Annotated in this window: 22 protein-coding genes and 3 pseudogenes; 4 read left to right on the top strand and 21 right to left on the bottom strand. The window is 44.2% G+C overall.

Annotated elements, in window-relative coordinates:
• Window positions 1–16: 16 nt before the first annotated feature.
• From NYE29_RS13935 to NYE29_RS13925, 3 genes are all read right to left on the bottom strand, one after another.
• Window positions 17–1462, bottom strand: coding sequence for a cellulase family glycosylhydrolase (locus NYE29_RS13935; protein ID WP_445322166.1), 1446 nt, complete (start codon window positions 1460–1462; stop codon window positions 17–19).
• 483 nt (window positions 1463–1945) lie between these two features.
• Window positions 1946–2317, bottom strand: a complete 372-nt coding sequence (locus NYE29_RS13930; protein ID WP_340896420.1) for an iron chaperone — start codon at window positions 2315–2317, stop codon at window positions 1946–1948.
• Window positions 2318–2353: 36 nt separating this feature from the next.
• Entirely contained in the window at window positions 2354–3244 is an 891-nt protein-coding gene (locus NYE29_RS13925) for an AraC family transcriptional regulator (protein WP_340896419.1), read from the bottom strand.
• A 109-nt stretch (window positions 3245–3353) separates the two neighbouring features.
• On the opposite strand from NYE29_RS13925, the gene NYE29_RS13920 reads away from it, so the two are divergent.
• Together NYE29_RS13920 and NYE29_RS13915 are read left to right on the top strand one after the other, a co-directional pair.
• Window positions 3354–4271 carry a DMT family transporter gene (locus NYE29_RS13920; protein WP_340896417.1) on the top strand — a complete coding sequence of 306 codons (918 nt, stop codon included), beginning with the start codon at window positions 3354–3356 and terminating at the stop codon, window positions 4269–4271.
• 150 nt (window positions 4272–4421) lie between these two features.
• Window positions 4422–5300 carry an RCC1 domain-containing protein gene (locus tag NYE29_RS13915; protein WP_340896416.1) on the top strand — a complete coding sequence of 293 codons (879 nt, stop codon included), beginning with the start codon at window positions 4422–4424 and terminating at the stop codon, window positions 5298–5300.
• 250 nt (window positions 5301–5550) lie between these two features.
• On the opposite strand, the gene NYE29_RS13910 is transcribed toward NYE29_RS13915, so the two are convergent.
• The 8 genes and pseudogenes from NYE29_RS13910 to NYE29_RS13875 form a co-directional block, all read right to left on the bottom strand.
• Complete coding sequence (locus tag NYE29_RS13910) at window positions 5551–7065, bottom strand: ABC transporter ATP-binding protein (protein ID WP_340896415.1); 1515 nt, start codon at window positions 7063–7065, stop codon at window positions 5551–5553.
• A gap of 14 nt (window positions 7066–7079) precedes the next feature.
• Window positions 7080–7751 (bottom strand): energy-coupling factor transporter transmembrane component T, encoded by a 672-nt coding sequence (locus NYE29_RS13905; RefSeq protein WP_340896414.1) that lies wholly within the window; start codon window positions 7749–7751, stop codon window positions 7080–7082.
• A 3-nt stretch (window positions 7752–7754) separates the two neighbouring features.
• The gene (locus tag NYE29_RS13900; protein ID WP_340896413.1) at window positions 7755–9494 is read right to left on the bottom strand and encodes an ABC transporter ATP-binding protein; all 1740 of its coding nucleotides are present in this window, start codon (window positions 9492–9494) and stop codon (window positions 7755–7757) included.
• A complete protein-coding gene (locus NYE29_RS13895) occupies window positions 9491–11293 on the bottom strand; it encodes an ABC transporter ATP-binding protein (protein WP_340896412.1) in 1803 nt (600 codons plus the stop codon). Before NYE29_RS13895 ends, NYE29_RS13900 begins: the two co-directional genes overlap by 4 nt.
• A complete protein-coding gene (locus tag NYE29_RS13890; protein WP_340896411.1) occupies window positions 11290–11892 on the bottom strand; it encodes an MptD family putative ECF transporter S component in 603 nt (200 codons plus the stop codon). Before NYE29_RS13890 ends, NYE29_RS13895 begins: the two co-directional genes overlap by 4 nt.
• 121 nt (window positions 11893–12013) lie before the next feature.
• Window positions 12014–12979, bottom strand: a complete 966-nt coding sequence (locus NYE29_RS13885) for a helix-turn-helix domain-containing protein (RefSeq protein WP_340896410.1) — start codon at window positions 12977–12979, stop codon at window positions 12014–12016.
• A 531-nt stretch (window positions 12980–13510) separates the two neighbouring features.
• Window positions 13511–14596 (bottom strand): MATE family efflux transporter, encoded by a 1086-nt coding sequence (locus NYE29_RS13880; RefSeq protein WP_340899711.1) that lies wholly within the window; start codon window positions 14594–14596, stop codon window positions 13511–13513.
• 18 nt (window positions 14597–14614) lie between these two features.
• A pseudogene (locus NYE29_RS13875) lies at window positions 14615–14815 on the bottom strand (hypothetical protein); the annotation flags it as partial.
• Between the two features lie 55 nt (window positions 14816–14870).
• On the opposite strand from NYE29_RS13875, the gene NYE29_RS13870 reads away from it, so the two are divergent.
• Window positions 14871–15167, top strand: coding sequence for a hypothetical protein (locus tag NYE29_RS13870; RefSeq protein ID WP_076114007.1), 297 nt, complete (start codon window positions 14871–14873; stop codon window positions 15165–15167).
• Between the two features lie 838 nt (window positions 15168–16005).
• Here the strand turns inward: NYE29_RS13870 and NYE29_RS13865 are convergent.
• The 9 genes and pseudogenes from NYE29_RS13865 to NYE29_RS13825 form a co-directional block, all read right to left on the bottom strand.
• A pseudogene (locus NYE29_RS13865) lies at window positions 16006–16483 on the bottom strand (hypothetical protein).
• Between the two features lie 15 nt (window positions 16484–16498).
• Window positions 16499–16963, bottom strand: a complete 465-nt coding sequence (locus tag NYE29_RS13860; protein WP_340896409.1) for a hypothetical protein — start codon at window positions 16961–16963, stop codon at window positions 16499–16501.
• 443 nt (window positions 16964–17406) lie between these two features.
• Window positions 17407–17631, bottom strand: coding sequence for a hypothetical protein (locus NYE29_RS13855; RefSeq protein ID WP_340896408.1), 225 nt, complete (start codon window positions 17629–17631; stop codon window positions 17407–17409).
• Between the two features lie 142 nt (window positions 17632–17773).
• Entirely contained in the window at window positions 17774–18904 is a 1131-nt protein-coding gene (locus tag NYE29_RS13850; protein ID WP_340896406.1) for an ABC transporter permease, read from the bottom strand.
• Complete coding sequence (locus tag NYE29_RS13845; protein WP_340896404.1) at window positions 18901–20049, bottom strand: ABC transporter permease; 1149 nt, start codon at window positions 20047–20049, stop codon at window positions 18901–18903. Before NYE29_RS13845 ends, NYE29_RS13850 begins: the two co-directional genes overlap by 4 nt.
• 20 nt (window positions 20050–20069) lie before the next feature.
• Window positions 20070–21002, bottom strand: coding sequence for an ABC transporter ATP-binding protein (locus tag NYE29_RS13840; RefSeq protein WP_340896403.1), 933 nt, complete (start codon window positions 21000–21002; stop codon window positions 20070–20072).
• A gap of 240 nt (window positions 21003–21242) precedes the next feature.
• Window positions 21243–21677 (bottom strand): DUF3021 family protein, encoded by a 435-nt coding sequence (locus tag NYE29_RS13835; RefSeq protein ID WP_076114014.1) that lies wholly within the window; start codon window positions 21675–21677, stop codon window positions 21243–21245.
• Between the two features lie 12 nt (window positions 21678–21689).
• Window positions 21690–22061 (bottom strand): LytTR family DNA-binding domain-containing protein, encoded by a 372-nt coding sequence (locus tag NYE29_RS13830; protein WP_340896401.1) that lies wholly within the window; start codon window positions 22059–22061, stop codon window positions 21690–21692.
• Between the two features lie 897 nt (window positions 22062–22958).
• Window positions 22959–23474, bottom strand: coding sequence for a GNAT family N-acetyltransferase (locus tag NYE29_RS13825; RefSeq protein WP_340896400.1), 516 nt, complete (start codon window positions 23472–23474; stop codon window positions 22959–22961).
• A gap of 114 nt (window positions 23475–23588) precedes the next feature.
• Here NYE29_RS13825 and NYE29_RS13820 point away from each other — a divergent pair.
• Window positions 23589–23696 (top strand): annotated as a pseudogene (locus tag NYE29_RS13820) (GNAT family N-acetyltransferase); the annotation flags it as partial.
• 240 nt (window positions 23697–23936) lie between these two features.
• On the opposite strand, the gene glmS reads toward NYE29_RS13820, so the two are convergent.
• The gene (gene glmS, locus NYE29_RS13815; protein ID WP_340896399.1) at window positions 23937–25769 is read right to left on the bottom strand and encodes a glutamine--fructose-6-phosphate transaminase (isomerizing); all 1833 of its coding nucleotides are present in this window, start codon (window positions 25767–25769) and stop codon (window positions 23937–23939) included.
• Window positions 25770–25831 lie beyond the last annotated feature (62 nt).

Here is a 25831-nt window from a genome sequence, read left to right as displayed (position 1 = left end):
CTTCAAACCTCCCCTGCTAGTTTAGTTGATACAGATTCCACTTTTGCGCGTTTGTACCATTGTCATCCCAAATTTGAACGTTGGTTCCATTTTCAGTACCAGCAGCAGCAACATCCAGAGCTTTCCCACTGTTGCTGGCAATCAATTTATAAGTACTTCCAACTTTAACAATGCTCCACTTCTGATTGGAACCGCCGCCATAACTCCATAATTGCACATTCGATCCATTGGCAGTCCCCATCTCGGCTACATCCAAACCTGTATTGCTATTGACGTTAATAACCTTATACAAACCTCCGCCAACATCTGTGATTATCCACTGCTGGGCACCCGTTCCGTTATCGTCCCAGATCTGTACATTTGTGCCGTTTGCAGTGCCTGCAGCAGCTGCGTCCAATGCTTTACCGCTGCCTACGTTAACCATTTTGTAGGTTTTACCAGAAACGATACCATCACTCGGAGGTGGCGTTGCTGACTTTATCTGCTCTCTGACAAATTTACCGGATGCCGTTAACTGCGCGTCAGACCATCCTCCATAAGGGCTTGCGCCAGGCGCCAGTGCAGCGGAGGCTTCCGTTTTATCACATAACGACCAGTTGGTCCAACTCAGTTTTCTGTCTTTCATAAAATCCGTCCATACTTTAGATTCGGCAAGGAAAGGACCACCGTCTCCAGAAGCGTCACTCGTTCCCCACTCTGTGATAAATACGGCCACACCTTTGCTCCTAGCATAATCAATACGATCTCTCAGCAATGAACCGTGAGTCCCGGCATAGAAATGTGTTGTATACATAATGTTGCTTTGGGCGATAGGGTTGTTGGCGGCATCATGTACATCCTGGCTCCATGTTCCGGTTCCTACGATAATGATCCCATTCGTATCAATGGATCGGATGACCGGGATCATTTCCTCTGCATATGGCTTAATGTGGCCATTCCACGTAGCATACCCATTAGGCTCATTGGCGATTTCATAGATCACATTCGGATAATCCTTATACAAATTGGCCATTTCTGCAAAAAAACCTTTTGCCTGTTCTTTATAAATATTCGGATCCTTTTCACCCAGCACATGCCAATCAATAATCACATAGATTCCCAGATCAATCGCGGCCTGTACAGCTTCTTTCACCTTATTTTTTTGCGAAGGATCATTGACATAGCCGCCATCTTGCGTATACATAGCTGGCCGGAATATAGTTATTCCCCAATTGTCTCTCATCCATTTCAGGCTATCATAATTCACGTACTGCCCAAACCACTGCAAACCATGGGAACTCATCCCCTTTAATTGGATCGCTTCTCCCGCCTGATTCACTAATTGGTTCCCAGAAACTCGCAGTTGGCCATTTTGGGCTACGACTGAATTAGCTTCGGCATTCACCTTTTGCGGGGGGACGAAAGATACGGTCATGAAGGTGATAATTAATGCACAAAAAACCGTAAACATTTTTTTGAACATATAAAGCTACCTCCTTAAATGGTTTGCTGCATATTCCCGTGCTCTATTTTCCGAAAAGATTCATCCCCCCCTTCACCAAGTTTGCAAATCTATGGGGTATGTCTTGGTGTTTCATTAACAATGTAAAAGGGTGAAAGGAATGGCTTGAGGGATGGTAGTTATCTAATCGTTAGGGTGTAGTCGATAGGCATTATGGAGGTGCATTAGCATATACAGAGCATATGGAGGCGGCTAGATCATCAGATCTAGGAAAAATTATCGTTCTAGCATAGCGGATATGATTAAGACACATAACATATGGTGTGTCTTATGAAATCTCATACTCAGTAAACGCTTACATATTCTGTTATATTATACAATCATCAATCGGTTTTTAATACCAAACGACATCAAATTTCCATAAAAAAAGTGAAGCGCTATTTCATCCAGCACCTCACTTTTAATATAATAAAATTCAAGCAACGCGCTCATATCTTGACGACTTTATTTCCGCCAAAAGCTTGAACAATCTGCCTTATCCAAAATATTAAACTCGATCATTTTCTCAAGCAATGAGAAATCAACCGGACTATCCCAACGGATACGTACCAACTGCTTGGTATGATCATAGCCAGCCTGCACAATTTCAGCAGAAAAATGATTAATCCCTGCAATTTCAGGGGCAACAGCCATATGATGTTTGGCTACGCTAAAGCCAATAATGTATGTTCCATGATCGGTGAACATAGGCTGGTTCCAGCCAATCTTCGGCATTAGGTTTGGAAATTTATTGTTTACCCAAGCCAAAACCTCTTCCACTCGGTCCCGATGTTCCGGGTTATCAATTTGCGCTAAATATTCTGCAAAAACTTCCATGTCATGCCCCCCTAAAATAAAAATTCATTTAATACATTAGCAATTATCCGTTTTTGATTTTTTGTAGGCTAAGGGTGTCATATTCATCTCCTTTCTGAATCTTTCTATAAAATAGCTGGTGCTGTTGAATCCAACCTTATAGGCAACTTCTGTAACATTAGAGTCTGCTTGTTGCAGTAAGACTAAGCTTTTTTGTATTCGATAATCCATAACATAATTCAACGGAGTTATCTTTAACATTCGTTTAAAATATCGGCAGCATTCAGAACGGCTCAGTTGGCCTGCTCTTGCAATATCATCCAAAGTGATTTTTTCAGCGTAATGCAAGTATATCCAACTCAACATTTGCTTCATCCGATGGCTCTTTACCATTTCCATCTGGTCGTACTCTAATTGAAAGCCATTGATGATTAAGTTTTTCCAAATTAGTGCCAGGTGCATGGTAATATCAATTTCAAAGCAGGGGGATTTTTGTTGAATCCATTGATTTATTTTCACAATGGCATCTAATATATTTTTCCCCCAAGGCTTATCAGCATCTATAAATAAATAGGGTAAATTAGTCGCTTGAATATAAGGGGTTACATAGGTTGTATACAGCTCTTGTGATAAAACGAAATGAGGAGAAACATTTAAACAGATATAGACGCAACCCGATTTATTCTTTTCTTCGGCCATGTGTAGGCAGCCACTATTTATAAATACCCCATTACCTTGTGGTACTACTAATTTATCTTCATTTATTTGAAAGATTGCTTCCCCTTTTATAACCAGAACAAACTGAATTTCATCATGCCAATGAAGCGGTATATATCCATTTATATTTTGATTAATCGTTGTTTCGTAACATGCAACAGGTAATACGACCGTTCGATGCTCAGTGAGCTCTTTTAAGTTTTGATCAATCATGAAATTTTTAATTTGCAAATGACCACAACCTCAATATATTTATACTTTAACATCCAATATAGATATAATTAAAAAGATTTTTCACCTATTATAACACTATTATTATATTTTAAGGTGGGGAATCATCATGGATAGATCAGCCAGAAGAACAGGATTGTTTCTTGTTATAACAGGAGCTATATTTTGGGGGATTAGTGGTACCGTCTCAAAAAAACTCTTTCAGCAATTCACAATTGATGTAAATTGGCTTGTAGCAACACGTTTGCTCATTGCTGGTGCTTTACTCTTGACCGTTCAGTTTTTCATAAAAGACCGTTCACAACTATTCAGTGTATGGAAAAATAGAAAGACCGCTTGCCAACTCCTTGTCTTCGGTTTGGTTGGTATGCTCTCCGTTCAATACACGTACATGGCATCAATCAAATCCGGTAATGCTGCTGTTGCAACACTACTCCAGTGTTTAGCCCCTATAATGATTATCATCTATTTAATTCTTCGCAAACACATTGTCTTAACACGAAATGATTTGGTAACTATTTGCCTTGCTTTAATTGGTTGTTTCTTCTTACTAACAAACGGCTCGATCTCTCAACTATCCGTGCCAAAAATCTCAATAGTTTGGGGGCTTTTATCAGGAATAGCCCTAGCTTTTTATACCCTATACGCAATTCCTCTCTTGAAGCAGTACGATTCCCTCGTCATTGTTGGTTGGGCTATGATAATCGGTGGTTTCGGATTAAGCTTTATCCATCCACCTTGGCAGTCAGACTTTAAAAACTGGACGCTAGAAACCTATTTATACTTAATCTTCGTTATTCTATTCGGCACAATGATAGCATTCTGGTTCTATATAGAAAGTTTAAAGAGTCTTTCAGCAAAAGAAACAAGCCTTCTAGGTAGTTTGGAGCCACTAGCCGCTATATTAACAACTGTATTTTGGTTAAAAGAACCCTTTGGATTTTTCCAATGGATTGGCACAGCATGTATCATCGGACTGATTTTGTTATTAACATTGAAAAAGAAGTCTACTTCAAATAATCTATGACTTTAGATATGAGGAATTCACCATCAGGTCTCCCAGAACAGACGGTTGCCCGAGGCGAGCTGTGCGGTGACCGGCCACACTGAATCGTTGAAAATTCGTGAAGATTCTGCAATACTATCTATAAAATTATGAATTACGGGGGATTCGATTATGGAAACCGTTGCGCCTAAAAGATATGACACACTGGTCGGCGCGCCGGCCGCCATCGCGGCGGGTTATCGCCATACCGTCGCGCTTAAATCAGACGGCACGGTGACGGCTGTGGGTGATAATAAATATGGCCAATGTGAGGTAAGCGGCTGGCGCGATATTGTGGCGGTTGCGGCGGGTAATGCTCATACGGGTAATGCTCATACCATCGGTCTTAAATCGGATGGCACGGTGGTGGCCGTGGGTCGGAATAAACATGACCAATGCGAGGTAAGCGGCTGGTGCGATATTGTGGCGGTTGCGGCGGGTTGGCGCCGTACCGTCGGGATTAAATCAGATGGCATGGTGGTGGCTGTCGGTCGAAATAATGAAGGCCAATGCAATGTAAGCGGCTGGCGTGATATGGCGGCGGTTGCGGCAGGTGACTGGCATACCGTCGGGATTAAATCGGACGGCACGGTGACTACTGTGGGTAATAATCGGTATGGCCAATGCAATGTAAGTGACTGGCGTGATATGCTGGCGGTTGCGGGAGGTTACCTTCATACCGTCGGGCTAAAATCAGACGGTACGGTGGCGGCTGTGGGTTGGAATAAGCGTAACCAATGTGATGTAAGCGGCTGGCGCGGTATTGTGGCGATAGCGGCGGGTAGTAATCATACCATCGGCCTTAAATCAGACGGTACGGTGGCGGCTGTGGGTTGGAATGAGCATGGCCAATGCAACATAAGTGGCTGGCGCGATATTGTGGCGGTTGCAGCGGGTTGCGCTCATACCATCGGGCTTAAATCGGACGGCACAGTAGTTGCTGTAGGTGATAATCAATATGGCCAATGCGAGGTAAGCGGCTGGCGCGGAATCCAACTACCCGGCTATTAATTTTCAATAATAATATATATATAATTATGAAAGCCATGCGCCGATTCCCCTCGCATGGCTTATGTTTGTGTTCAAGAAAAATAAAGTTTTGGACTGGATATGTTCAATTTATGCGGACTTATTTAGTGAATTATCGTTAGGTAATCAGAAATTAAGTATGGACGACGGATCTCGGGTATCGTGCGACAAAAAAGCAGCAGCCATTAAAAAGAGCAGAGCCTGCAGACATTGTCCGTAGGCTCTGCTCTTTTTATTTCCCCGCTTGCATCAGCCGGATTACCTCCGGTACCGTAGCAGGAGTAATCGCCAGATCCACCTGCAGCTTTCCGTTATCAAGGAGAAGTAGCCGATCGCAGGCACCGCATACCAGCTCATAATCATGAGTGATTACGAGCACAGTTACTCCGGATTCAGCCATCTCCCAGATTAGTTTTACTACACGGCGCATATTTCTTCCATCCAATCCGGAGGTGGGCTCGTCCAAAATGATCATGTCCGGTCTGTTCATCAGTCCAACTGCAAAGGTTAGGCGCTGCTTCTGCCCGCCTGACAGCGAAGCCGGGTGATGTTCACGATATTCCCACAAATCCAGTTCCTTTAATAACCGTTCCGCCCGTCCGGCTGCACCCGGCTCATCCTCATGAGTCATCAGCAACTCGTTCAGCACACTGTCTGAGAACAGCTGGTAATCGCTGTCCTGCATCACAAACCACATTTTGCGCAGACGCTGATTGGGCTTGCACGGCTGCCCGTTAATCCGGATCAACCCTTCCCGTTCCTTGAGCAGGCCGCACAGCGTTCTGGCTAATGTGGTTTTGCCTGCACCGTTAGGTCCGGTGAGTGCCGCAATTTCCCCTCTGTTCAGTGCGAAGCTCAGGTCCTCCAGAACCGCAGGCTTAAATCTTCCAGGGGCAATATTCGCATGCTGTACAGTGATATGCTCTTGGTGCTGCTGCCGGCTTCCCCTTCCCTGATCCTCCGCCTGCCGTACTCTGAAGTTATCCACGCCTTCAGGAACTACAGGTGAACGCAGACCATACGCGTCCAATTGTCCGGAAGTCAGGGCAAGCAGTCCGGCCCGGGTCCATTCTGCGGTAATCTGTCCACCGGCCATGTAGATAATCCGGTCCGCCAGCGGCAGGAGGTAATACAGCCGGTGCTCGGCAATAACGATGGTTTTACCCCTGGCCTTCAGGGCTGACAGCATTCCGGCCAGTTCCCTGGTCGCTGCCATATCCAGATTGGCCGAGGGCTCATCCATTACGAATAGCTCCGGATCGGTGAGGCGGGCGGAAGCGAAGGCCGTCTTTTGCTTCTCTCCGCTGGATAGCCTGTGGAGCCCGCGGGACAGCAGCCCTGTGATGCGGAATTCCTCTGCCAGCTCTGTTACCCGTTCAAGAATCAGCGCCGGATCCAGACCGTAGTTCTCACCGCTGAAGGCAATCTCGTCAGCCACAACCGAAGTGAAGAATTGGCTTCTGGAATCCTGAAATACGCTGCCTGACGTCCTCCCGAAGCTCCAAGGCTCGATCTCATGGATATCCCTGCCTTTGAGTTTGACGCTGCCTGTAAGATTACCTTCATAGAAATTAGGAATCAGTCCGTTCAGCATCCGGGTTAATGTGGTTTTCCCGCTTCCGGACGGTCCGGTGATGACAACACATTCACCTTCGGCAACTGTCAGATCTACCCCGCTTAATTGTTCATAGGAATCATTGTATTGAAAAGATACGTTATTCAGCTCAATTATCGTTTGTATACCCATTCTTTTCCCCCGTCCTAGAATACTGCAGCCAATAAGCAGGCATAAGCCACCAGCACGAGGTAATCCTGCAGCCCGAATGCAATGCGGTGAATACTTGTTTTTGGGCCTGGATCATCTATTCCCTTCACCGCTGCCGAGGCTGCCAGCTCATCCGATATCTTCAAGCTCCTCATGAGCAGCGGCATTATTGTATATTCGTAGGTACGCAAGGGACGCAGCCAGTTCACAGGTGAGGTAAAGGACACTCCCCTTAACTTGGCAGATACCTGGATCGCTTCATACTCCAGTCTGATCACCGGCATGAACCGGAAGCAGACAGCTAACGAAATAAGCAGTCCTCTGGGCAGACGAAGTGATGCCAGCGCCGATATCAGCTTGCCGGAGGGGACCCTGCCCAGCGACCCTGCCCCCATCATTACCGGCATAAACCGCAGTCCCAGATAAGTCAGGAACCGCAGCGAGCTCCATGCCCCGCTTCCGTCCCGGTTCAGCAGTTCCTGCAGCCCGATCAGCAGGGCAGCAAGAACCAGATATTTCACCACCGGTGCATACACGCCTTGTACCAGCAGGTAGGCGGCCATGAAGATGGTAACCATCCAGACCTTATCCATATCGGCCCAAAAGACAGCCACGCTCGTAACCAGCACTACAAGCAATTGTGTGCGCGGGTCAAAAATTGCACGCATCGGCTATTTCACTCTCCATCCTTCAGCTCCCTGCTGGGTATCCCACAGCTTCTCATACAATCCGTGATGCTCCAGCAGCTCTTCATGTGTCCCTTCTTCCGCCAGTTCCCCCTGATCGAGAACAATAATTTTGTCTGCATTGCGTATCGTCTTCAGCCGGTGGGCAATCAGAATGACGGTCTTATCCGCCACCAGTTCATTGATCGCCTGCTGCACAGCCGTCTCATTCTCCGGGTCCAGCGAAGCCGTAGCTTCATCCAGCAGTACAATCGATGCATCCTTCAGCAGTGCACGGGCAATGGATACACGCTGCTTCTCGCCTCCCGATAAAGTGGAGCCGCCCTCACCTACAGGAGTGTCATAACCCTGCGGCAGTGCGGTGATGAACTCATGGCAGCAGGCCCGCATGGCCGCAGCTTCGATCTCTGCCTGGGTAGCCTTCATATTACCGATCCGGATATTGTTGCCGATCGTGTCCTGGAACAGGTACACATCCTGGAACACCATTGATATTTCGGACAGCAGCTGCTCCGGATCAGCGCCGCTAAGCGGCTGACTCCCAATAGAGATTGTGCCTTCCTGAATTTCCCAGAACCTGGCAATCAGACGGGTAACCGTGCTTTTCCCGCTGCCTGACGGTCCTACCAGTGCCGTAATCGTATGCGGCTGAATCGTAAAAGAGAGGTCCTTCAGCACAGGTTTCCGTGCATCATATCCGAAGGTCACATGATCAAATACAATCGGCGCACCCGAAGGAATACTTCCGCTTCCCTGCAGAGGCTGCTCCTGCCGGACGTCCATAATCCGCCGCGCACTGTAGGCCGAATAACGTATCTCGCCGTAATTCATCAGCACAACCGTAAGCGGCTCGAAGATTTTGGTCCCGACCAGCAGAAACAGCAGAAAGACAGGCAGTGTCAGCTTGCCCCCGGCCAGCGAATAGCTCCCGGTCACGATCATCAGCGTGAGGCCGGAGCGGGTGAGCAGCATCGCCCCCATAATCATCGGGCCCATGATGCCTTCCAGCCGGATAGACGCCCGTTTCAGTTCATCAAAGGACAGGCGCAGCCGCTCAAAACGCTTGCCGCCCATATTGTGGGCTTTGATCTCGCGTATTCCCGACAGGTATTCCTGCAGACGGCTGGCCGCTTCATTCTTGGCCCGTACATGATTCTCGCTTAGGCGAGCCTGCAGTGAATCGGTCAGCCAGAGCAGCAGAACACCGAACGGCATGGCTGCGAACATCGCCAGTGCCATCCGCCAATCCACGAAGAGCAGGCCGGCCAGCGCGAGCACCGGCAGCATGACCGCACTGATCAGCTGCGGCACATTGTGCGAAATGGTCTGCTCCACCTGTCCATAATCGCTTAAGAGCAGGTTCGTAATATCTCCCGGGTCCCGCCGCCCGAAGAAGCCCAGGGACAGATGGCGGATGTGCTCCGCCAGGCTCAACCGGCCGGAAGCAGCCAGGCCGTAGGCTGCTTTATAGGTTTTGTCGTACAGATAGGAATAGGCCGCATACTCCACAACCAGCCAGATCAGCAGAATCACGCTTACGGTCCACATCCGGCCAAGGTTCAGGCCGGTTTCCGGCTCAGCGAAGGAGAGATAGATTGTGTTGAAGATATCTGCCAGCAGAGCGGCAGGTACAACCTTGGCGATGCCATCCAGAATGGCAGCAAGTGCGGAAGGCAGCAGGCTGCGCGTATTTCCGCCCGAAATATTATGGAAATAATGGTTCATCCCGTTGTCTCCTCCCCCAGTCTCCACTTGGCGGCAGCGATATGCGACTGCCACATCTGTTCGTACAGGCCTTTGTGCGCCCGCAGCTCCTCATGGGTTCCCCGTTCTGTGATTTGACCTTGTTTCACTACAAGGATCTGTTCAGCCCCCTGGATCGTAGACAGGCGGTGGGCGATAATCAGCACCGTCTTGCCTTTGACCAGCTCTGCCAGCCCCTGCTGAATCTTCCGTTCATTCTCGGCATCGGCATAGGCCGTTGCTTCATCCAGCACAAGAATCGGGGCATTCTTGAGCAGCGCGCGGGCGATGGCCACCCGCTGGGCTTCTCCGCCCGACAGATAGGTGCCGCCTTCCCCGATTCTGGTATCGTAGCCGGACTCCAGCCGCCCGATAAATTCATGGCAGCAGGCTGTCTTGGCTGCAGCGATAACCTCTTCTTTCGTTGCCCTGGTATTGCCCATGCGGATATTCTCCTCAATCGTATCGTAGAACAGGTGCACATCCTGGAATACGAAGGAGACTGTATCCATCAGCTTCTCGGTGCCCATCTCCTGAACAGGCACGCCGCCGATCATTATCCGGCCCTGCTGCACATCCCAGAAACGCAGCAGCAGACTGGCAATCGTCGACTTGCCTCCCCCTGACGGCCCCACCAGCGCTGTCATTTCGCCGGCTCTGGCCGTGAAGCTGATCCCCGACAGGATTTGCTTGTAATTCATACTGTCCTCCGGTTCATAGGCGAAGGACACGTCCTCGAAGGCGATATCATATCCGGAGGGAAGCCGCGGCGACTCCGGTTCACTTACCGGCTTCTCGGCAAACACCGCCTCGATTCGCTTGTTGCCTTCAACGATTTCTCTCATGCCCCCACCCAGATAGAGCAGCTTTAGCAGCGGAGCTGACAGACTTGGACTGATGAGCAGGAACAGGATCATCGTAACAGCGAACGACTGGCTGCCAGCCTCTCCGCTGGCCAGCAGAATGCCTGCAGGTACTGCGAAGACAAACAACGAACCGATAATAACAAAAAACAGACTGTACGAGGTTTTGCACAGGTTCGTAATCCGCAGGGAAATATCGCGGTAGCGGGTCACCGCGTCCCGAAAGGTCAGGAAGGAATCTGCAGCAATACCAAACACCTTGACAGCAGGCATGCCTCTCACATACTCCACACCCGTTGCATTCATCTCTTCTACAGCATATTGGAACTCCCGGTACGCCTTTTGTCCGCCTTCACTCCCGAACACTCTGGCCTGCAGCCAGAAGCCTGCCCCGATCGGCAGCAGCAGCACCAGTGCCATAATCCAATCCAGCCAGAACAAATACCCCAGAAGCAGCAGCGGGACAATCACCGCTGTTACAAGATCGGGCAGCTGGTGGGCGATAAACTTCTCTATTTTTTCCACACTGGTCTCAATAATCTTCTTCAGCTCTCCAGTAGCTGTCCGGGTATGATAACCCATCGGCACTTTGGCCACATGGTCGGACAGCCGTACCCGCAGCTCATAAAGAATGTTGAATGCGGCGATATGCGAACACATCCCTCCGATATAGAGGGTAATTAAGGAGCCCAGCAGCGACAGTAGGGCGATAATCCCGCACTGCACAATCAGGTTCTTGTTGATTCCGCCAATATCCCGGGCATGAAGCAGCAGCTCCTCGATGATGCGGTATACCGCTGCAAAGGGAACGACCTGCAGTAGACTGGAGAGTGTGGTGAAGATGCTGGCTGTAACCAGCAGCCCTTTTTTGCCGGCTACAGTCTTCAGCAGTCCCAGCGCCTCGGAATTACCTTTCATCGGATGACACCCGCTTTAATGAAATGCTTGTTCAGCAGCCTGGAGGCGAAGCCGCTGCCGAGCAGCGTCATTCCGAAGGCAAACATAATGCTTGCAGAAATCCATGCCGGAGAGTAAGCGAAGTACAACATTCTATCCAGCGTATCTGCATCAAACATGCCGGAGAGATAAGCGCTACCGTAGACATAAATGGTTACCGAGGTGCCCATGCCATAGAAGCAGCCGTAGACCGCGTACGCAAGCGACTGTCTGGTTAGTCTTCTGTACTGGGTTCCGTCTCCCCGGAACAGAACAGCTTCACCGAACAGCCCCGCCAGTGCGAAGAATACCAGCATCAGTGGAACTCCCATCAGGGTATACACCAGTCCGTTAACAATGCTTTGCACTAGCAGAGCCCCTCTTTTGGCAACCTTCATCGCCATGACCAGATACACAACTGCTGAGAAAAAGAGACAAAAACCAGCAATGAGCGGCATAGCCGCCGCTCCTATTACAGGGGTCAATATGGAGCCAACAATGGCATTGACCGCATAAATCAGAATGCTGAAGATACCGATCAGTATGTAATCCTTGGTTTGAAGTCTTTTTGCTTTGATCATTTCGAATCTCTCCCTGCGGTTAATTGATAATCATTATCAATTGTAACTATCGCATAAAACAACTTTATCCGACACCCGAATCGGGAGGATTGGCATACAGAAACGGATTATTCTGATACAGCTAGGCCCTGCCGAAGTAACGGGAGGGGACGGAGCCATACTTCTGGCGGAACTTCTCGGCAAAAAAACTGGGATTGCTGAAGCCCGTCATGACCGCTGCAGCAGTTACTGTGGATGAGCCGTTTTCGAGCAGTCGATACGCAGCCTTCAGTCTGCTATCGATAATATAAGCATGAACCGGCATGCCAAAAAGCTGCTTGAAGCCCTTTTTCAGTTTGTTTTCGTTAAGACACACCCGCTTAGAGAGCTCCTGGATGCCGGGAGCAGCAAGCAGGTCATGATCCAGAATCTCTTTGGCCCTAAGGAGCGAATCGATATCGGTTCTGGACAGAGCTGCACGCACCGCAGGTCTGCCCAGCGCTTCATGCATATATACAGCGGTCAGCTCCATAACCTTCCCTTCAAGATAGATCCGCTTGAGGCTGTCTTCAAAGCTGCAGCGGAGCATCTCCTGGAAGATCTGCTGCATTAGCGGAGTAGCGGTATACGTCTGAAAAGGCTCCTGCCGGCCAGCCTGACTACTGAGTTGGCGCACTGGTTCGAATAAATACGGGTCTGCCTTGACGGTAATTCCGTAATACGGTATTCCTGCCTGATACATCCCCACACAATCCGCCGGCTGATGCCCGAATACAGACAGTTCCCCGTAGTTAAGGCGATAATCACGGTTCGATGTCCGGACCTGCCACTCAATCGGCGCACCCAGGCAGTAGCTCCATTTGAAGGAGCCCTTCTGTTCGCTGCTGCGCATCTCGACGTTCTCAAGGAAGCACAACTCACACACAGTAATCTCAATAGCAGAACTGACCCTGATCCGCTCCCAGTAACCTTGACCGAACTGCTCCGGAATCTGTAGACTGCTCTTTGTCGAATGCGGACGATATAAGCCGTTCAGTCCTTCCGCGAGTGCATTATGCCTGGGCTGCAGGCTTTCAATGTCATACCAATCTGCTTCCCCCACCTTCATATCGCTTTCACCTCTTTCATATATACAACTATACAACGCATCATTTTCAATTGAGAATAATTCTCATTATAACCCAAGATCAGGCTGCTTTGTACTGCCGGCCTGAATCCTAATCATGAATTGAAGCTGCTGTTTATGAAGATTCTACAACCACCTCGATATTTAATAGTAATTATTACGAATAATAACTTGTATCTTATCTTTTGCCTTCTGTAATGTCAATGGTACAAGCAGAAACGGCTGCGCCGCCTGCCCAATAAAAGAAGAGCCTGCAGATATTGTGCAGACCCTTCTTTTATTGGACTTTATTGGATATCCCATTTGAACACAAAATGATCGCATTGGAGCCGTCAGATTCATAAGCAGGTTAGTAATTGGTCAACGAAAACTTTCAAATCTTTAGAACAAGGTTTCTTAGGAGATGTTGTGGCCGGTAATGTCAGATTCTTTCAACAGCCTTTTCTATAGATCATCTCCTGGTCAGGTTATAAACTTAATTGCGGCTTATATAAGTCAATACTATTAATTCACTTATTCTGTTCCGGTGAAATTTCTCGTTATATTCTTCAGCCATTTAAATCGACGATACCGCATTAAGGCAGCTGGCATTTTAACAACTTCATCTAAACTGAATACGGCATATAGAGCAATAGGTGGTAAATGCCACACAAAAGCGCTGATGTAACTTAAAGGTAAAATAATTCCCCACATTACTATCGTATCACACCAGAAGCCAAATTTAGAATCTCCTCCTGCAACAAATAAACCAGCAATGGTTGTTGCGTTCATCGACTTAGCAATACAATAATAAATACATATATATAGCATGCCGTGAAGATACTCTTGTGCGTTTTGGTTCAAATCAACCGCATAGAATACTAGCGGTTTCATTAATAAAATGAGCACGCCGGAAAGAGCACCAAATATCAGTGCATACCAGATCATACGGCCCCCTGCTTTTTTTGCCATCTCAATTTCGTTGTTGCCTAAATACTTTCCTACAAGTACTGATCCCCCAGTCGCAATACCCCCACATAATACAACAGCCAAATTTTTCACCACTGATGCAACGGAGTTGGCTGCGACCATATCAGCATTTACATGTCCAATGATTGCGGCGGTTGCAGTCAAAGCGCCGCCCCACACGATATAGTTACCTTGTACAGGTGTTGTGTACCTCATATAATCCTTTAGCAATTTTCGTTGAGCGTCATCACGCTTAGGTAATTGAAAACGGACTGCCCCTCGTGTAATGGAATATATATAACACCATCCCAGTTCGAAGAAACGAGCAACAACTGTTGCAAGCGCCACTGCCGTAATTGCTTTTTCTGGCATATTTGGGAAAAGAACAAATACACATAAAGCATTCAAAAGTATGTTCAAAAGTAAGCCGGAAGAACTAATTATGGCGCTTAATTTTGCCTTTTCCATACTTCTTATCACGCCGAGAAACATTTGAGTGAAGCCCATTGCAAGGTAGGAAAAGGAAATCGTATGAAGAAAATTTGCTCCGTATCTAATTAATTCTTCATCCTGCGTAAAAAAATGCATTAGTTTTTCTGGAAATAATAAGGAAATCGCGAAAAAAATTAGTGAGATAATAGCGGCAAACAGACAGGATTCATTATTGCTTTATCTTAGGCTGGCTTCTTCATCCAAATCTTCTTTTGTAATTTCTCTGTCTTTGTAATAATATTTCCGGTCATGTTCATCAATCGTGCGCATTACTTTGCATGGATTGCCAACGGCTACGGAGTTTGCCGGAATATCTTTGGTTACTACACTCCCGGCACCAATAACCGTATTTTCACCGATGGTGACCCCGGGGCAGATTGTTACACTGGTTATAATTTTATCAAAATCGTATTTAATTTAAGGAGATGCAACTATGAACGCAAAGCTGGAAGTATTCTCCGACTTATCGGAAGAATTAAATTACAATCTTCCTGAGTTCCCACTTTACGTACGAAAAGGATTGCTAAATCAATTTGATAAATACGCTGCTGCGTGTCACTGGCATCCGGACCTTAAGAACATAGAAACTAAAAATGGTATTCATGATAAAAAAAAGCAATTGTATTTTTATAAAATCAAAACAACCGGCGAGGAGCAGCCGGTTGTTTTGATGATTGTATTGATTAGAAAGACATATGTTCTTGAGCCGCGAATAGAGCGAACGAAATAACTGATCGAGAAAACGCAGCACTACAAACTACAAATCGGTTGTCTTATGTAATTGGCTCGTCTAGTTTCGTATCGATCATTCTAATAATATTTTTATTATTTGACTCAACTTTGTGTTATCTCCAAATCACCGTTCCGTGGTTTCACCAGAGCCAAATCAAATTTGGCCAGCAAGAAGTCGGATACGTCTCCCTCATTTGCAGTAGCACTTCACTGTCAGCATGTACAATTCAATATTATTTATATAGAACTCTTAATTGTTCTATCCGTAAACGGTGATTGTTCAGTTATCCAAATCATCGTTCATTGTTATGTACAACATCTACATAATACCCTCCACATCCGAAAATACCACAAGTGCAAGTAAACATGGGATACTTCCCAGAATAAAGTAACGAGTTGAAAAAAACATCTTCTACAAACACTTCATCTTCATCTAGTTTATTGCCGTTTATATATAAGGAAATCTGCCAATCAATAACAGGAACCATTCGTCCTTTTACTCTTGCTATATTTTTGTAGACTTTTCTTTTCTTTTCTTCATTTCCATGTCAAATGATAATCTATTTAGATTATCTGTCTTTGAAAATATCATCATGACTCACCCCACTTCTTACTGTATTTATTAAGTATTGCAATATTTCGCCTAACGTTGTTGTATTCACGAACCCTCCTGGCTTAAGGGGCGTAGCCCCAGGTCCGACGGACTTAGCCAGTGCAGGGTTGTCTGCTGAGTTCACTTCCCCGAAAAGCCTCTTACAGATCAAGGGCCGTATGGGCTGCAGCGTGAATACGTTGTTATATGATGTATCTGCCTTCTTGAACTACTGGCATAAGGTCTATATGGTGTTATAATAAATGTTCTTCATGTATTTTTGATCCCCATAACGAATCTCTTTTGGATACTCTTCGCTGTTGATCTCTAACTTCAGTAAATCATCATTACTCTCTTTTATTTTACTTTTAATCTCTGCCCTTGAGTGTATATTATTAAGTATATTCCTTACCCGCTTATCGTTATCATGTTTAATTTCACAGCGGACTCCTAATTTCACCATATTATGCTGATCAGTAAAGTCATTAAACAAATCTATTAATATAAAACTATCCCTATCGTCTTTCGTAAAAAATACAAAAACATCTCCCTTTCCTGCTCTGCTAGGTCCTTCGCCATATGATAAATACTGGTCACATAATTCCATGAAATTAAATCTTATATTTAATTGTCTCATTAATTCTTCTAAACTAAATACCTCAAACGTCATCTATCAAATCAAAAAACGGTAGATAAAAAGAAAATTCAATATATCTTTTCATTCTTAACTCCTTTCATTATTTAATAAAGCTAACTTTTTTTAGGTGGTCATATTCAATTGTTATATTTTCAAATCCCTCAATCTTTTCCAATTCAATTGGTACAACTAGTCTTTCGTAGTTATTTTTGTTGTTGATTACCATAAAATATGCCATTAATATTCCTTTTATCATATTTTCGTGCACTGGTTCTCTAACTAATAATTCAGAAATAAAAACATCTTTATCACTATCTCCACAATTCAGGGCAACATGATAGTCCCAAAAAGGAATTGTACTTTTGCTTCCTGCAGAACAAACAATAGGATACTTTGCACTAATAAAATTGAAAACGATTGAATTAACCTCGTCGGTCGTTAGATTCTTTGGTTTTTTTATTGAATGGGTTTCATCGTTGTGAATTATTATGCAATAAGGGGTGCTTGAAATATGATCTTTAAACTTTGTAACTAGTCCTTCCCTAAGATATATCGGGCCTATCAAGAGGATTCCTCCTTAATAAGATTTACGGCACTTTCGCATAACGTCTTATTTACGAACTTCGTAAATAACTCTATGTAGAGTATTCGTGAAATTATTGAGCTATCCTGCCCGTTCGTTTAATCCCCTCGACGGTCTAATACTTTATTTTCTCAGTCTAAAATATTTTTTTCTCCTTACACTTCCATTTACAAAAAAAAAGAGCCACCCTGGGATTTCAGGACGGCGCTTGATATCTGTGTTGCTTTTCCACTTATTCAAATGGTGATAAAAATCCGTGAAACTAATTTAATTAACTGAACTTTCGCAGACCAGCTTGTTTTCTTTGATAAACGCGCAAAGCTGCTCTTTTATCCAGACTCTAATTCAGTCAAATCCAGCAATGCATGTTGCCTCAGCTACATCGAAGCTTGTTTGCCAATTAAGTGCTGCGAAGCTCCTTTCAACTATGTATTCTTCTGCTTTGCAACTTGCATACCGCCGATGATAAGCATGATAAGCCCAATTACTGCTAGAATAATCCGAACTAAGAATGGACTCAATGAAAACACAGTTTCACCTTGCCAGTACAATCCGAACAACCTTTCATTCAGCCCCACAATCGCCAATAATGGCTTAAAAAACAAACTCAGCGCTAATAATACTATCCCCCAAATAATATTGCTATTCATTGATTCAAAACCTCTTTTTCAATTAAGATAAATGAAGATTATTTCACAATAATACTTACCCTTGCATCAACTCTCCCCGTTTACGCACAATTCTGACAGCATCAGCACTTTTTTGATCTACCACAATTGTTTCTATGTTCATTCACGTCCTTACCTTTTCATTCCTTACGATAAAGGAAACAAATATAAGTAGAGCTGCAAAGCTAAACAAATATATCAGTTGCTGTGAAGAAGCAGCAATACCTTTCCCGGCTATAACATCTCTACCTGCTTGCAAAAACCATGTCGTCGGAAAAAAATTTCCGATCTGCTGCGCAAATTTAGGCATAATCTCCCGCGGCCAAAAACAACCCCCAAGCATTAGCATAGGAAAGTAAATTAAAGTCGAGAGCGAACCAGCCATTAGGCGGGTGTTCGAGAATATGCTGATTGCTACACCTAGAGCGACACAAACAAGGGAGAAAGCCAAACACACGAGCAACACTTCTTGTTTCTGCTCAGAGGTCTGCCCAAATGGAAAATCTACTATGCTAGATATAATGCTCAGTAACAATACTGATTGAATAGCAGCGATCACAAAACATGCCAGCATGTTTTGTATGAGATAACTAAATCTTGAAACGGGCGTAACTGCAATACGATCATACACACCTGATAATTTATCCTGCAAGATTAAACTGGTGGAGAATGTCATGAGAAATATCATACCACAAGCAATAAATCCTAATGATTTTACCGCATTGCTGACGTCTCGTTCTGAACCCGCATACTTAAGCGTACTTTCATATGTAACGTTAAACGCGCTGTTCTTGTAATGATCCATGCCTTGGTAAAAAATCTTCTCATCACCTCCAGACGCTCTTGCAATTTGTTTTGCAGAAGCTACATAGCTTGACACATACACTTTTACAGGACCAAAGATGTCAGTACCTGCTAAATCATAGATTAATACAGAGACGTCCTCACCATTCAACAAGCTTTCGGTGAAGCCCTGCTGAAAAAGCAATCCACCGTCTAGTTCTGAATTAATAACCATGCTTTTGACATCATCATTGCTCGTCAGACTGATAATTTCGTACTGCCCCTTCAATTGTTCTATAAAATCTTGAGTGAACAAGGTATTGTCTTCATCAATTATCCCAATTTTATACTGAACTTCCTGTGATGTTACCACAATCAAAAAAACAATCAGTAAAATCGGTATAACAAAAATAAACAACAAACTCCAACCCTTCTGAATAACACGTCTAATACAATTAAGAAATATTGTCATTCTACCGTCCTCCTCGAAGCAACCAGGCTTACAAGCACAAACCCGATACAAATCAATATCATTACGCCTATATTAATAAGTGCCTGTTCCACTTGATTCCCATATACGACATTGAAAAGAGCAGTCTTAGCGTAATAGCTTGGTGATAGATAGGCAAGTGATCCAAAGTCCACGATTACAAAACCGCCAACGATGAAAGTCCCCCCCAGCGTAATGAAATTGGATAATGATTGTGCTTTTTGAATGCTACGTGTAATAATAACCAGCATCATCCCAAGTAGTGTAACGAGTATGGATAATATAAACAAAGTAAGAAGTACAACTATAATATGGTTTCCCCAATCCACACCATATACGTACTTTGTAAGCAAGAGTAAGATGACCGCTTGGAAAAATGTCACCAATGACAAACCAAGTCCTTTGCCAATATATTGTACATACGGTTTCACAGCAGACAAGCGCATTCGATTACCTAAAGTGCCCAAATAGTCTTCTGACGCCATAAAAATACCGTATTCTTGCCCGTATAATAATAGCATCAGTATCATCGCTATGCTGTAATACCCCATCGCTGTCGTCGCTTGCAAATTTGAACTTGATAAGGATTGTTCATTGACATTCTCTTCATTATTCTTCTGCGGCTCGGAACCCATCGCATCGACTTCTGTTTGTCCTGATATGTTGTAAATAACGCTAGACGTATTCATCAAATTGGTTAGACTACTTACAATGTTCTTAACAACCAGCGTAGGTACACCGTAATCTGTTGATAAGTAGACATGGACGACATGGGGGAGGTCTCTATCGTCAGAGAAATTATAAGGAATATAAATAATGGCATCTGCTTTATCCTTATTAATAAGAACTTTGCCATCATCTAATGACGTAACCGGCTTTAGTTCCGCAAGCTGAGTAACATCATTTGAATGTAAAACAGCATCAAAAATAGCGCCATACCTGCCTGAATCAAGGTTTGCATAAGCTATTGTGACCTTCCCCAATGACTTTTGTATATCATATGTACTACCGAATACCGAACCCAAAATGAGAATAATGATAGTATAAGTAAGCAAATTAATCAAAATTGCTTTTGGATTCATGATCATCCGTTTAACCGTATAGAACATCTGGAACAAAATATTCATTGCATATCCTCTTTTCAGATTTAATCACGCAACTTTTTACCTGTTAATTGGAGGAAAACAGTTTCCAAATCCGGTTTTTCTACTGCCATATATTTTATATTAAAGTGTTGCTTGATTAATTGTTCCAATATAAGAGGAATACAACTGTCATCTTTGTCTAGTTTAATTTCTAATATCTCTTTGTTAACACTAAAGGACAAAACTCCATCAAAGGACTCGATTACTTTGACAGATTCCGCTGTATTAGCAGTGAATTCCAATCTTAGGCACTGTTCGTGGATATGGTCTGCGATTAATTCGTCAATTGACCCAAGTGCAATTAACTGACCAAAATCCATGATAGCAACACGGTCACAGATTGCTTCAATTTCTTCCATATAGTGAGTCGTATAAATGACCGTCGTGCCTTCTTTGTTCATTAAACGGATAGATTCCAAGATATGATTACGTGTTTGCGGATCAACCCCAACCGTCGGTTCGTCCATAAATAGAACACGCGGTTTATGCACAATCGCACAAGCAATATTGAGCCTTCGCTTCATGCCGCCTGAAAAGGTACTCACTTTCGATTTCCTTCTGTCCCACAGACCAGTAAACTCCAGTGCCTGCTTAACCATTTGTGCTAACTCATTTCTTCGCAGACCATACAATCTGCCCCAATAAGTGACATTATCTATCGCATTTAACGTTTCAAATACAGCAATTTCCTGAGGAACGTAACCAATTTCACGTTTGATTTCTGTTGCATGTGTTGAAAAGTCTTTGCCGAGTATCTTCACTGAGCCACTGTTAAAACGTAAAAGTCCTAATATCGTATTCATCAACGTAGACTTCCCAGCCCCATTAGGTCCTAGCAACCCAAATATCTCACCTTCACGTATGCTCAGATTAACCCCTTTCAACACATCGAGATTATTGTATTTTTTGACCACGTCTGAAACTTCGATTATCATACGCACATCCTCCATAAAACAAGTAAATGAATCAATTTCATAAATCCCAGTCCTTGATATAACAAGGTTCTTCAGGCATAAAAAGGGAGTACTGAACTCATCATAAAAAACTGCGAAAAGGGTGTATATAGAAAAACGATAAGCTGTATCCACGAACCAATAAGATGCAAAAAAGCAGTAAGCATAGAGCTTACCGCCTTCTTTTAAAGAGCCTTAAATGCTGCTTTATGATTGTATAGACTACTCGTAAGTTCCTTTCTTAACTGCCTTTAGTCTTTCGTTGATCCTGCCTGCTTCCTTTTTATCATTCTCATAGGACAATAGACGAACTATGGCATAAACCACTGCAATTTCGATTGCAAGAGTGAGTGCGCCGGATACACTACTTACAGCACCAATTAAGCTGCCAAGAGAAATCAAAAGGATCTCTAAGGTGAAGAAATGGACGACAATTCGGACACGCATTCTCTTCTCACTTATCCCATGAGGAGCATACAAAATAATTCCCGTTAATGCACTCAAAAATGAAAAGGCCATAAGGATATATATCGACTTCAAATCAAAGGCTATATCGGGAGCAAAAATTTGCCGTAAAATTGTAATTATAATGACTACGGATGCGAAGATCATCAAGAACTCCCTAATGGTCTCTTTTACAAATTCAGAAAACCTCATGTCGATCTCCCCTTATAATCCAAGTCTTTTTTTGAGCACGGGTACATACTGTCTTGAGATAACTACACGTTCCCCATTATCAAGCAATGCTACGAACCGGCCGCTTATGGACGGATGAATACTTGCAATCCTGGCAATATTCAAAATCGTAGATTTAGATGCACGAAAACAGTTCTTTTCACTGCATAATTCCTCTAGCTCATACAGCTTTTGTTTGACTTCATACACCTTGTTCTTGCTGTATACAAACACCTTACCGTCAACTGCCTCGAAATAATAGATATCACTGAGATTAATACGGCTCACACTGTCATCCTGATATCCCAGTATAACGAGAGCTTCTGTTGTCAGCTTATTTACAATCTCGTTTATTTCGTCATCCACTTCATGACACCTGATGCGGATCTCCTCTTCTTGATCTCTGCTGATTTCTTCGATGGAAATTTTAATAGGATCACCCTCGGGATTTCAAATTATTATCTCGAACATAGCGATGAAGATTTAGCCGAATTTTTATATGCCGCCATTATACATCATATCGATTAATGGAAGGAGTAATTATGAAACCACTCCCGATCGGGCAAAGGAACAGGGCTGTACAAAATTAGCTTGTGACCGCATAAACAAACAAGCTCAGTTTAATGCAGCATAAGATTCAAAAAAATGAAGTTGATGAGATAGGAGTAGTCTATTGCTCTTTAAGGCAATGCATTATGAAATTGATTCATCTATGTATTCTTTATATTTGTAATTTTTAATCCCTATGAACTCGACACCTCTTTATAATTTAGTGATCTTTCATTGATTAAGAACAAATTGGATGATATATCCACTCCAATTAGTATATCCTCGAATTATTCGTAATGTAAATGTATGTTAGAATTATGGCTGCCTCAGTCTACAACAACTCAGTGTTTTCTGAGGCACATCAATAGCTTGAAAACTCAGTTTGGTCCTTCCAATTTTTCATTCTAATTTCTCGAATTCGATCCCTAACACTGACTACAATCCCTTCAAAAAAACAGTCCCGATGACCTAACATAGCCTCGTCGGGACTGTTGTAGAAGTTCCACACATTTTTTACTGGTTCTATAGTTTTTTAACTAGTTCCAGACTTTTTTTACTGGCTCCACACTTTTTTATCACCAAACAGCGGCAGCCCTGAACGAGAAAATAAAGTATTAGACTGCCGCCGCTTTGTTGAACTAACGTTCTCCGTTAGCTCAATTTCAAACAGTAGTATATGGGTTCATCATGGAAACCTTTTTCAATTTCACCTGCTCATTTTGTTCGCTCTACAGAATACAGAAAAAATTCCATATCTATATTCCTAAAATTCTTAGTATCTTTATCAATAATATTCATACCGTTTCGAACAGCAACTTTTTGAGAGGCTATATTTGTGTCCCTAATAATAGAATAAACCCTATTTGCATTAAGAACTGAGAAAGCGTATTCCTTGCAAGCAATTGCCGCTTCTGTTGCGTAACCTTTGTGCCAATACGCTTTTTGAAACAAAAATCCTATTTCCAAAATTTCTTTTTCTCTCCAGCCTTGCATTGTCAGGCCACATTGACCAATCATTTCGTTTGTTTCTTTTAATACAACAGCCCAAAGTCCAAAACCATATTCTTCATATCTTTTAAGATGTCTGTTAAGCCAATTTTGTGCTTCTTCTAAGTTGAATGCACTTTCATAAGCAGCACGCATTACTTCCTCATCACACAATATTCCGCACAATGCATCATAATCGGACTGCACCATTTCTCTAATTATAAGACGTTTTGTTTTTATCAAAAATCTCCCACCTTTCTATATATATCAATAACCTTTCAAAAATCCCTTATCCTGCCCGTTAGCTTAACCAACGGGTACCAGTTGCCAGTCTAATACTTTATTTTCTTCTGACATCAAGGGCTGTACAAGAAGATGGGTTACCGGCAGGTTGGTGTTTTTGAGAAGCAGGGGATTATGGATGGGCAATTCATTGATGTGATGATTATGGAGAAATTGTTATAATATTGATTCTTCACATACCAATAAAAAGGATCATTAGATCCTTTTTTTGTTGTGATCATTACTAAAACCGAGCCCATATTAGTAAAAAAAGTCGCTCACATGTATGAGCGACTTAAAAAGTATAATAGTGATTACAATCTATTCTGTCAGAACACATACATTATTGTTAAGTTACTCACATTAATGTTTAGTAACTACCTTTAATGTCATTCTACACAAGAATTCTTATCAAAACCTCTACTACTCCACCGTAACGCTCTTCGCCAAGTTACGTGGTTTATCCACATCGTGGCCCAGGGCCAGCGAAGCATAGTAAGCCAGCAATTGCAGCGTTACTACGGACAAAGCAGATGTCAGCAGCGGCAGGGTCTTAGGAATCACGAATGCCTGATCTACCGATCTCAGCAGGTCGGTTACATGCTCTTCATGAGTGATTGCCAGCACGTCTGCGCCGCGGGCTTTCACTTCTTTGATGTTGCTGACGGTTTTCTCCAGAACGGATTCCTGGGTGGCCAAGGCAATGACTGGAACGCCTTCTTCGATCAGTGCCAGGGTACCATGCTTCAGTTCACCCGCAGCATAAGCTTCGGAGTGAATGTAGGAGATTTCTTTCAGCTTCAGCGAGCCTTCCTGAGCTACCGCATAGTCTACGCCGCGGCCGATGAAGAACAGGTGTTTGTGCTCGGAGATTTGCTCAGCATAGGTTTTGATTGCTTCTTTCTGTGCCAGGATTTCTTCCACTTGCTCAGGCAGTGACTGCATAGCCGCGAGAATCTCGGCAACCTGTGCTTCGCTTTGTGTTTCGCGTACTTCAGCCAGGTACAGACCAAGCAAAGTGAATGCGATAATCTGCGAAGTATAAGCCTTAGTGGAGGCTACAGCGATTTCCGGTCCAGCCAGTGTCACAAGCACGTCATTGGCCTCACGGGCGATGGAGCTGCCCACTACGTTGGTGATTGCCAGTACATGCGCACCATTTGCTTGACCTTCACGCAGAGCAGCCAATGTATCAGCAGTCTCACCGGATTGGCTGACTACGATGACCAGTGTTTCCGGTGTTACGATTGGTGAACGGTAACGGTATTCCGATGCGATATCATTCTCTACTGGGATACGCACCAGGGATTCAATCAGGCTGCGACCAACCAGTCCCGCATTGTAGGCTGTACCGCAAGCCACGATCTGGATGTTGCGGATATTCTTGATTTGCTCAACGGTCAGGTTCAGCTCCGGCAGAATAACCTTGTTGCCTTCCGCATTCATACGGCCGCGCATAGTGTCGCGGTAAGCCTTAGGCTGCTCGTGAATTTCTTTCAGCATGAAATGCTCATAACCGCCTTTTTCTGCGGTAACTGCATCCCAATCGACAGTAATCATTTCCCGAGAAATAAAGTTGCCTTCAATCGTCATCAGTTCGACAGCATCCCGTGTCAATACAGCCATTTCGCCGTCGTTCAAAATATATACGTTGCGGGTGTATTCCAGCAGTGCCGGAATATCGGACCCGATAAAGTTTTCGCCTTCGCCAAGGCCGATAATCAGCGGGCTGGCTTGACGCACAGCTACCAATTTATCCGGCTCATATTCAGTCAGAACACCCAGTGCAAACGCACCGCGCATGAAAGTGATCGCTTTTTGAACAGCTTTTACGATATCTCCTTCATATTCACGGGCGATCAGGTGGGAAATAACCTCTGTATCTGTTTCGGAAGTGAAGTGGCATCCGCCGGCAATCAGCTCTTCTTTAAGGTCCAGGTAGTTTTCGACAATCCCGTTGTGAACTACCGAGAACTTCTGGCTTTCATCGGTGTGAGGATGGGAGTTCTCATCAGAAGGTTTACCATGAGTCGCCCAGCGGGTGTGCCCGATTCCGGCACTTCCTGTCAGCGGAGTGGTTTCAAGTCTCGACTCCAGGTTTACCATACGGCCCTGAGCCTTCACGACCTGCAGTCCTTCCTTGGTAAATACGGCAATACCTGCCGAATCATAACCACGGTACTCCAGCTTCTTCAATCCTTCAACCAAGATCCCCTGCGAATTCTGATTACCAATATATCCTACAATACCACACATTATATTTTCCTCCGTCCATTTTATCGTAATGTGGGCGGCATAAGGAAAGAAACGTGCCGTGC

Source organism: Paenibacillus sp. FSL M7-1046 (assembly GCF_038007405.1).
Classification (GTDB): domain Bacteria; phylum Bacillota; class Bacilli; order Paenibacillales; family Paenibacillaceae; genus Paenibacillus_AQ.
This window is presented reverse-complemented; position numbering and strand designations above follow the sequence as displayed.

Excerpts from the sequence above, each read along its gene's own strand:
- NYE29_RS13885 (WP_340896410.1), bottom strand. The coding sequence starts at position 12,979 with ATGAAGGTGGGGGAAGCAGATTGGTATGACATTGAAAGCCTGCAGCCC.
- NYE29_RS13835 (WP_076114014.1), bottom strand. The coding sequence starts at position 21,677 with ATGAGGTTTTCTGAATTTGTAAAAGAGACCATTAGGGAGTTCTTGATG.
- NYE29_RS13905 (WP_340896414.1), bottom strand. The coding sequence starts at position 7,751 with ATGCGTGCAATTTTTGACCCGCGCACACAATTGCTTGTAGTGCTGGTT.
- NYE29_RS13840 (WP_340896403.1), bottom strand. The coding sequence starts at position 21,002 with ATGATAATCGAAGTTTCAGACGTGGTCAAAAAATACAATAATCTCGAT.
- NYE29_RS13910 (WP_340896415.1), bottom strand. The coding sequence starts at position 7,065 with ATGGGTATACAAACGATAATTGAGCTGAATAACGTATCTTTTCAATAC.
- NYE29_RS13870 (WP_076114007.1), top strand. The coding sequence starts at position 14,871 with ATGAACGCAAAGCTGGAAGTATTCTCCGACTTATCGGAAGAATTAAAT.
- NYE29_RS13845 (WP_340896404.1), bottom strand. The coding sequence starts at position 20,049 with ATGAATATTTTGTTCCAGATGTTCTATACGGTTAAACGGATGATCATG.
- NYE29_RS13935 (WP_445322166.1), bottom strand. The coding sequence starts at position 1,462 with ATGTTCAAAAAAATGTTTACGGTTTTTTGTGCATTAATTATCACCTTC.
- NYE29_RS13900 (WP_340896413.1), bottom strand. The coding sequence starts at position 9,494 with ATGAACCATTATTTCCATAATATTTCGGGCGGAAATACGCGCAGCCTG.
- NYE29_RS13915 (WP_340896416.1), top strand. The coding sequence starts at position 4,422 with ATGGAAACCGTTGCGCCTAAAAGATATGACACACTGGTCGGCGCGCCG.
- NYE29_RS13920 (WP_340896417.1), top strand. The coding sequence starts at position 3,354 with ATGGATAGATCAGCCAGAAGAACAGGATTGTTTCTTGTTATAACAGGA.
- NYE29_RS13930 (WP_340896420.1), bottom strand. The coding sequence starts at position 2,317 with ATGGAAGTTTTTGCAGAATATTTAGCGCAAATTGATAACCCGGAACAT.
- NYE29_RS13890 (WP_340896411.1), bottom strand. The coding sequence starts at position 11,892 with ATGATCAAAGCAAAAAGACTTCAAACCAAGGATTACATACTGATCGGT.
- glmS (WP_340896399.1), bottom strand. The coding sequence starts at position 25,769 with ATGTGTGGTATTGTAGGATATATTGGTAATCAGAATTCGCAGGGGATC.
- NYE29_RS13895 (WP_340896412.1), bottom strand. The coding sequence starts at position 11,293 with ATGAAAGGTAATTCCGAGGCGCTGGGACTGCTGAAGACTGTAGCCGGC.
- NYE29_RS13855 (WP_340896408.1), bottom strand. The coding sequence starts at position 17,631 with ATGAATAGCAATATTATTTGGGGGATAGTATTATTAGCGCTGAGTTTG.
- NYE29_RS13850 (WP_340896406.1), bottom strand. The coding sequence starts at position 18,904 with ATGACAATATTTCTTAATTGTATTAGACGTGTTATTCAGAAGGGTTGG.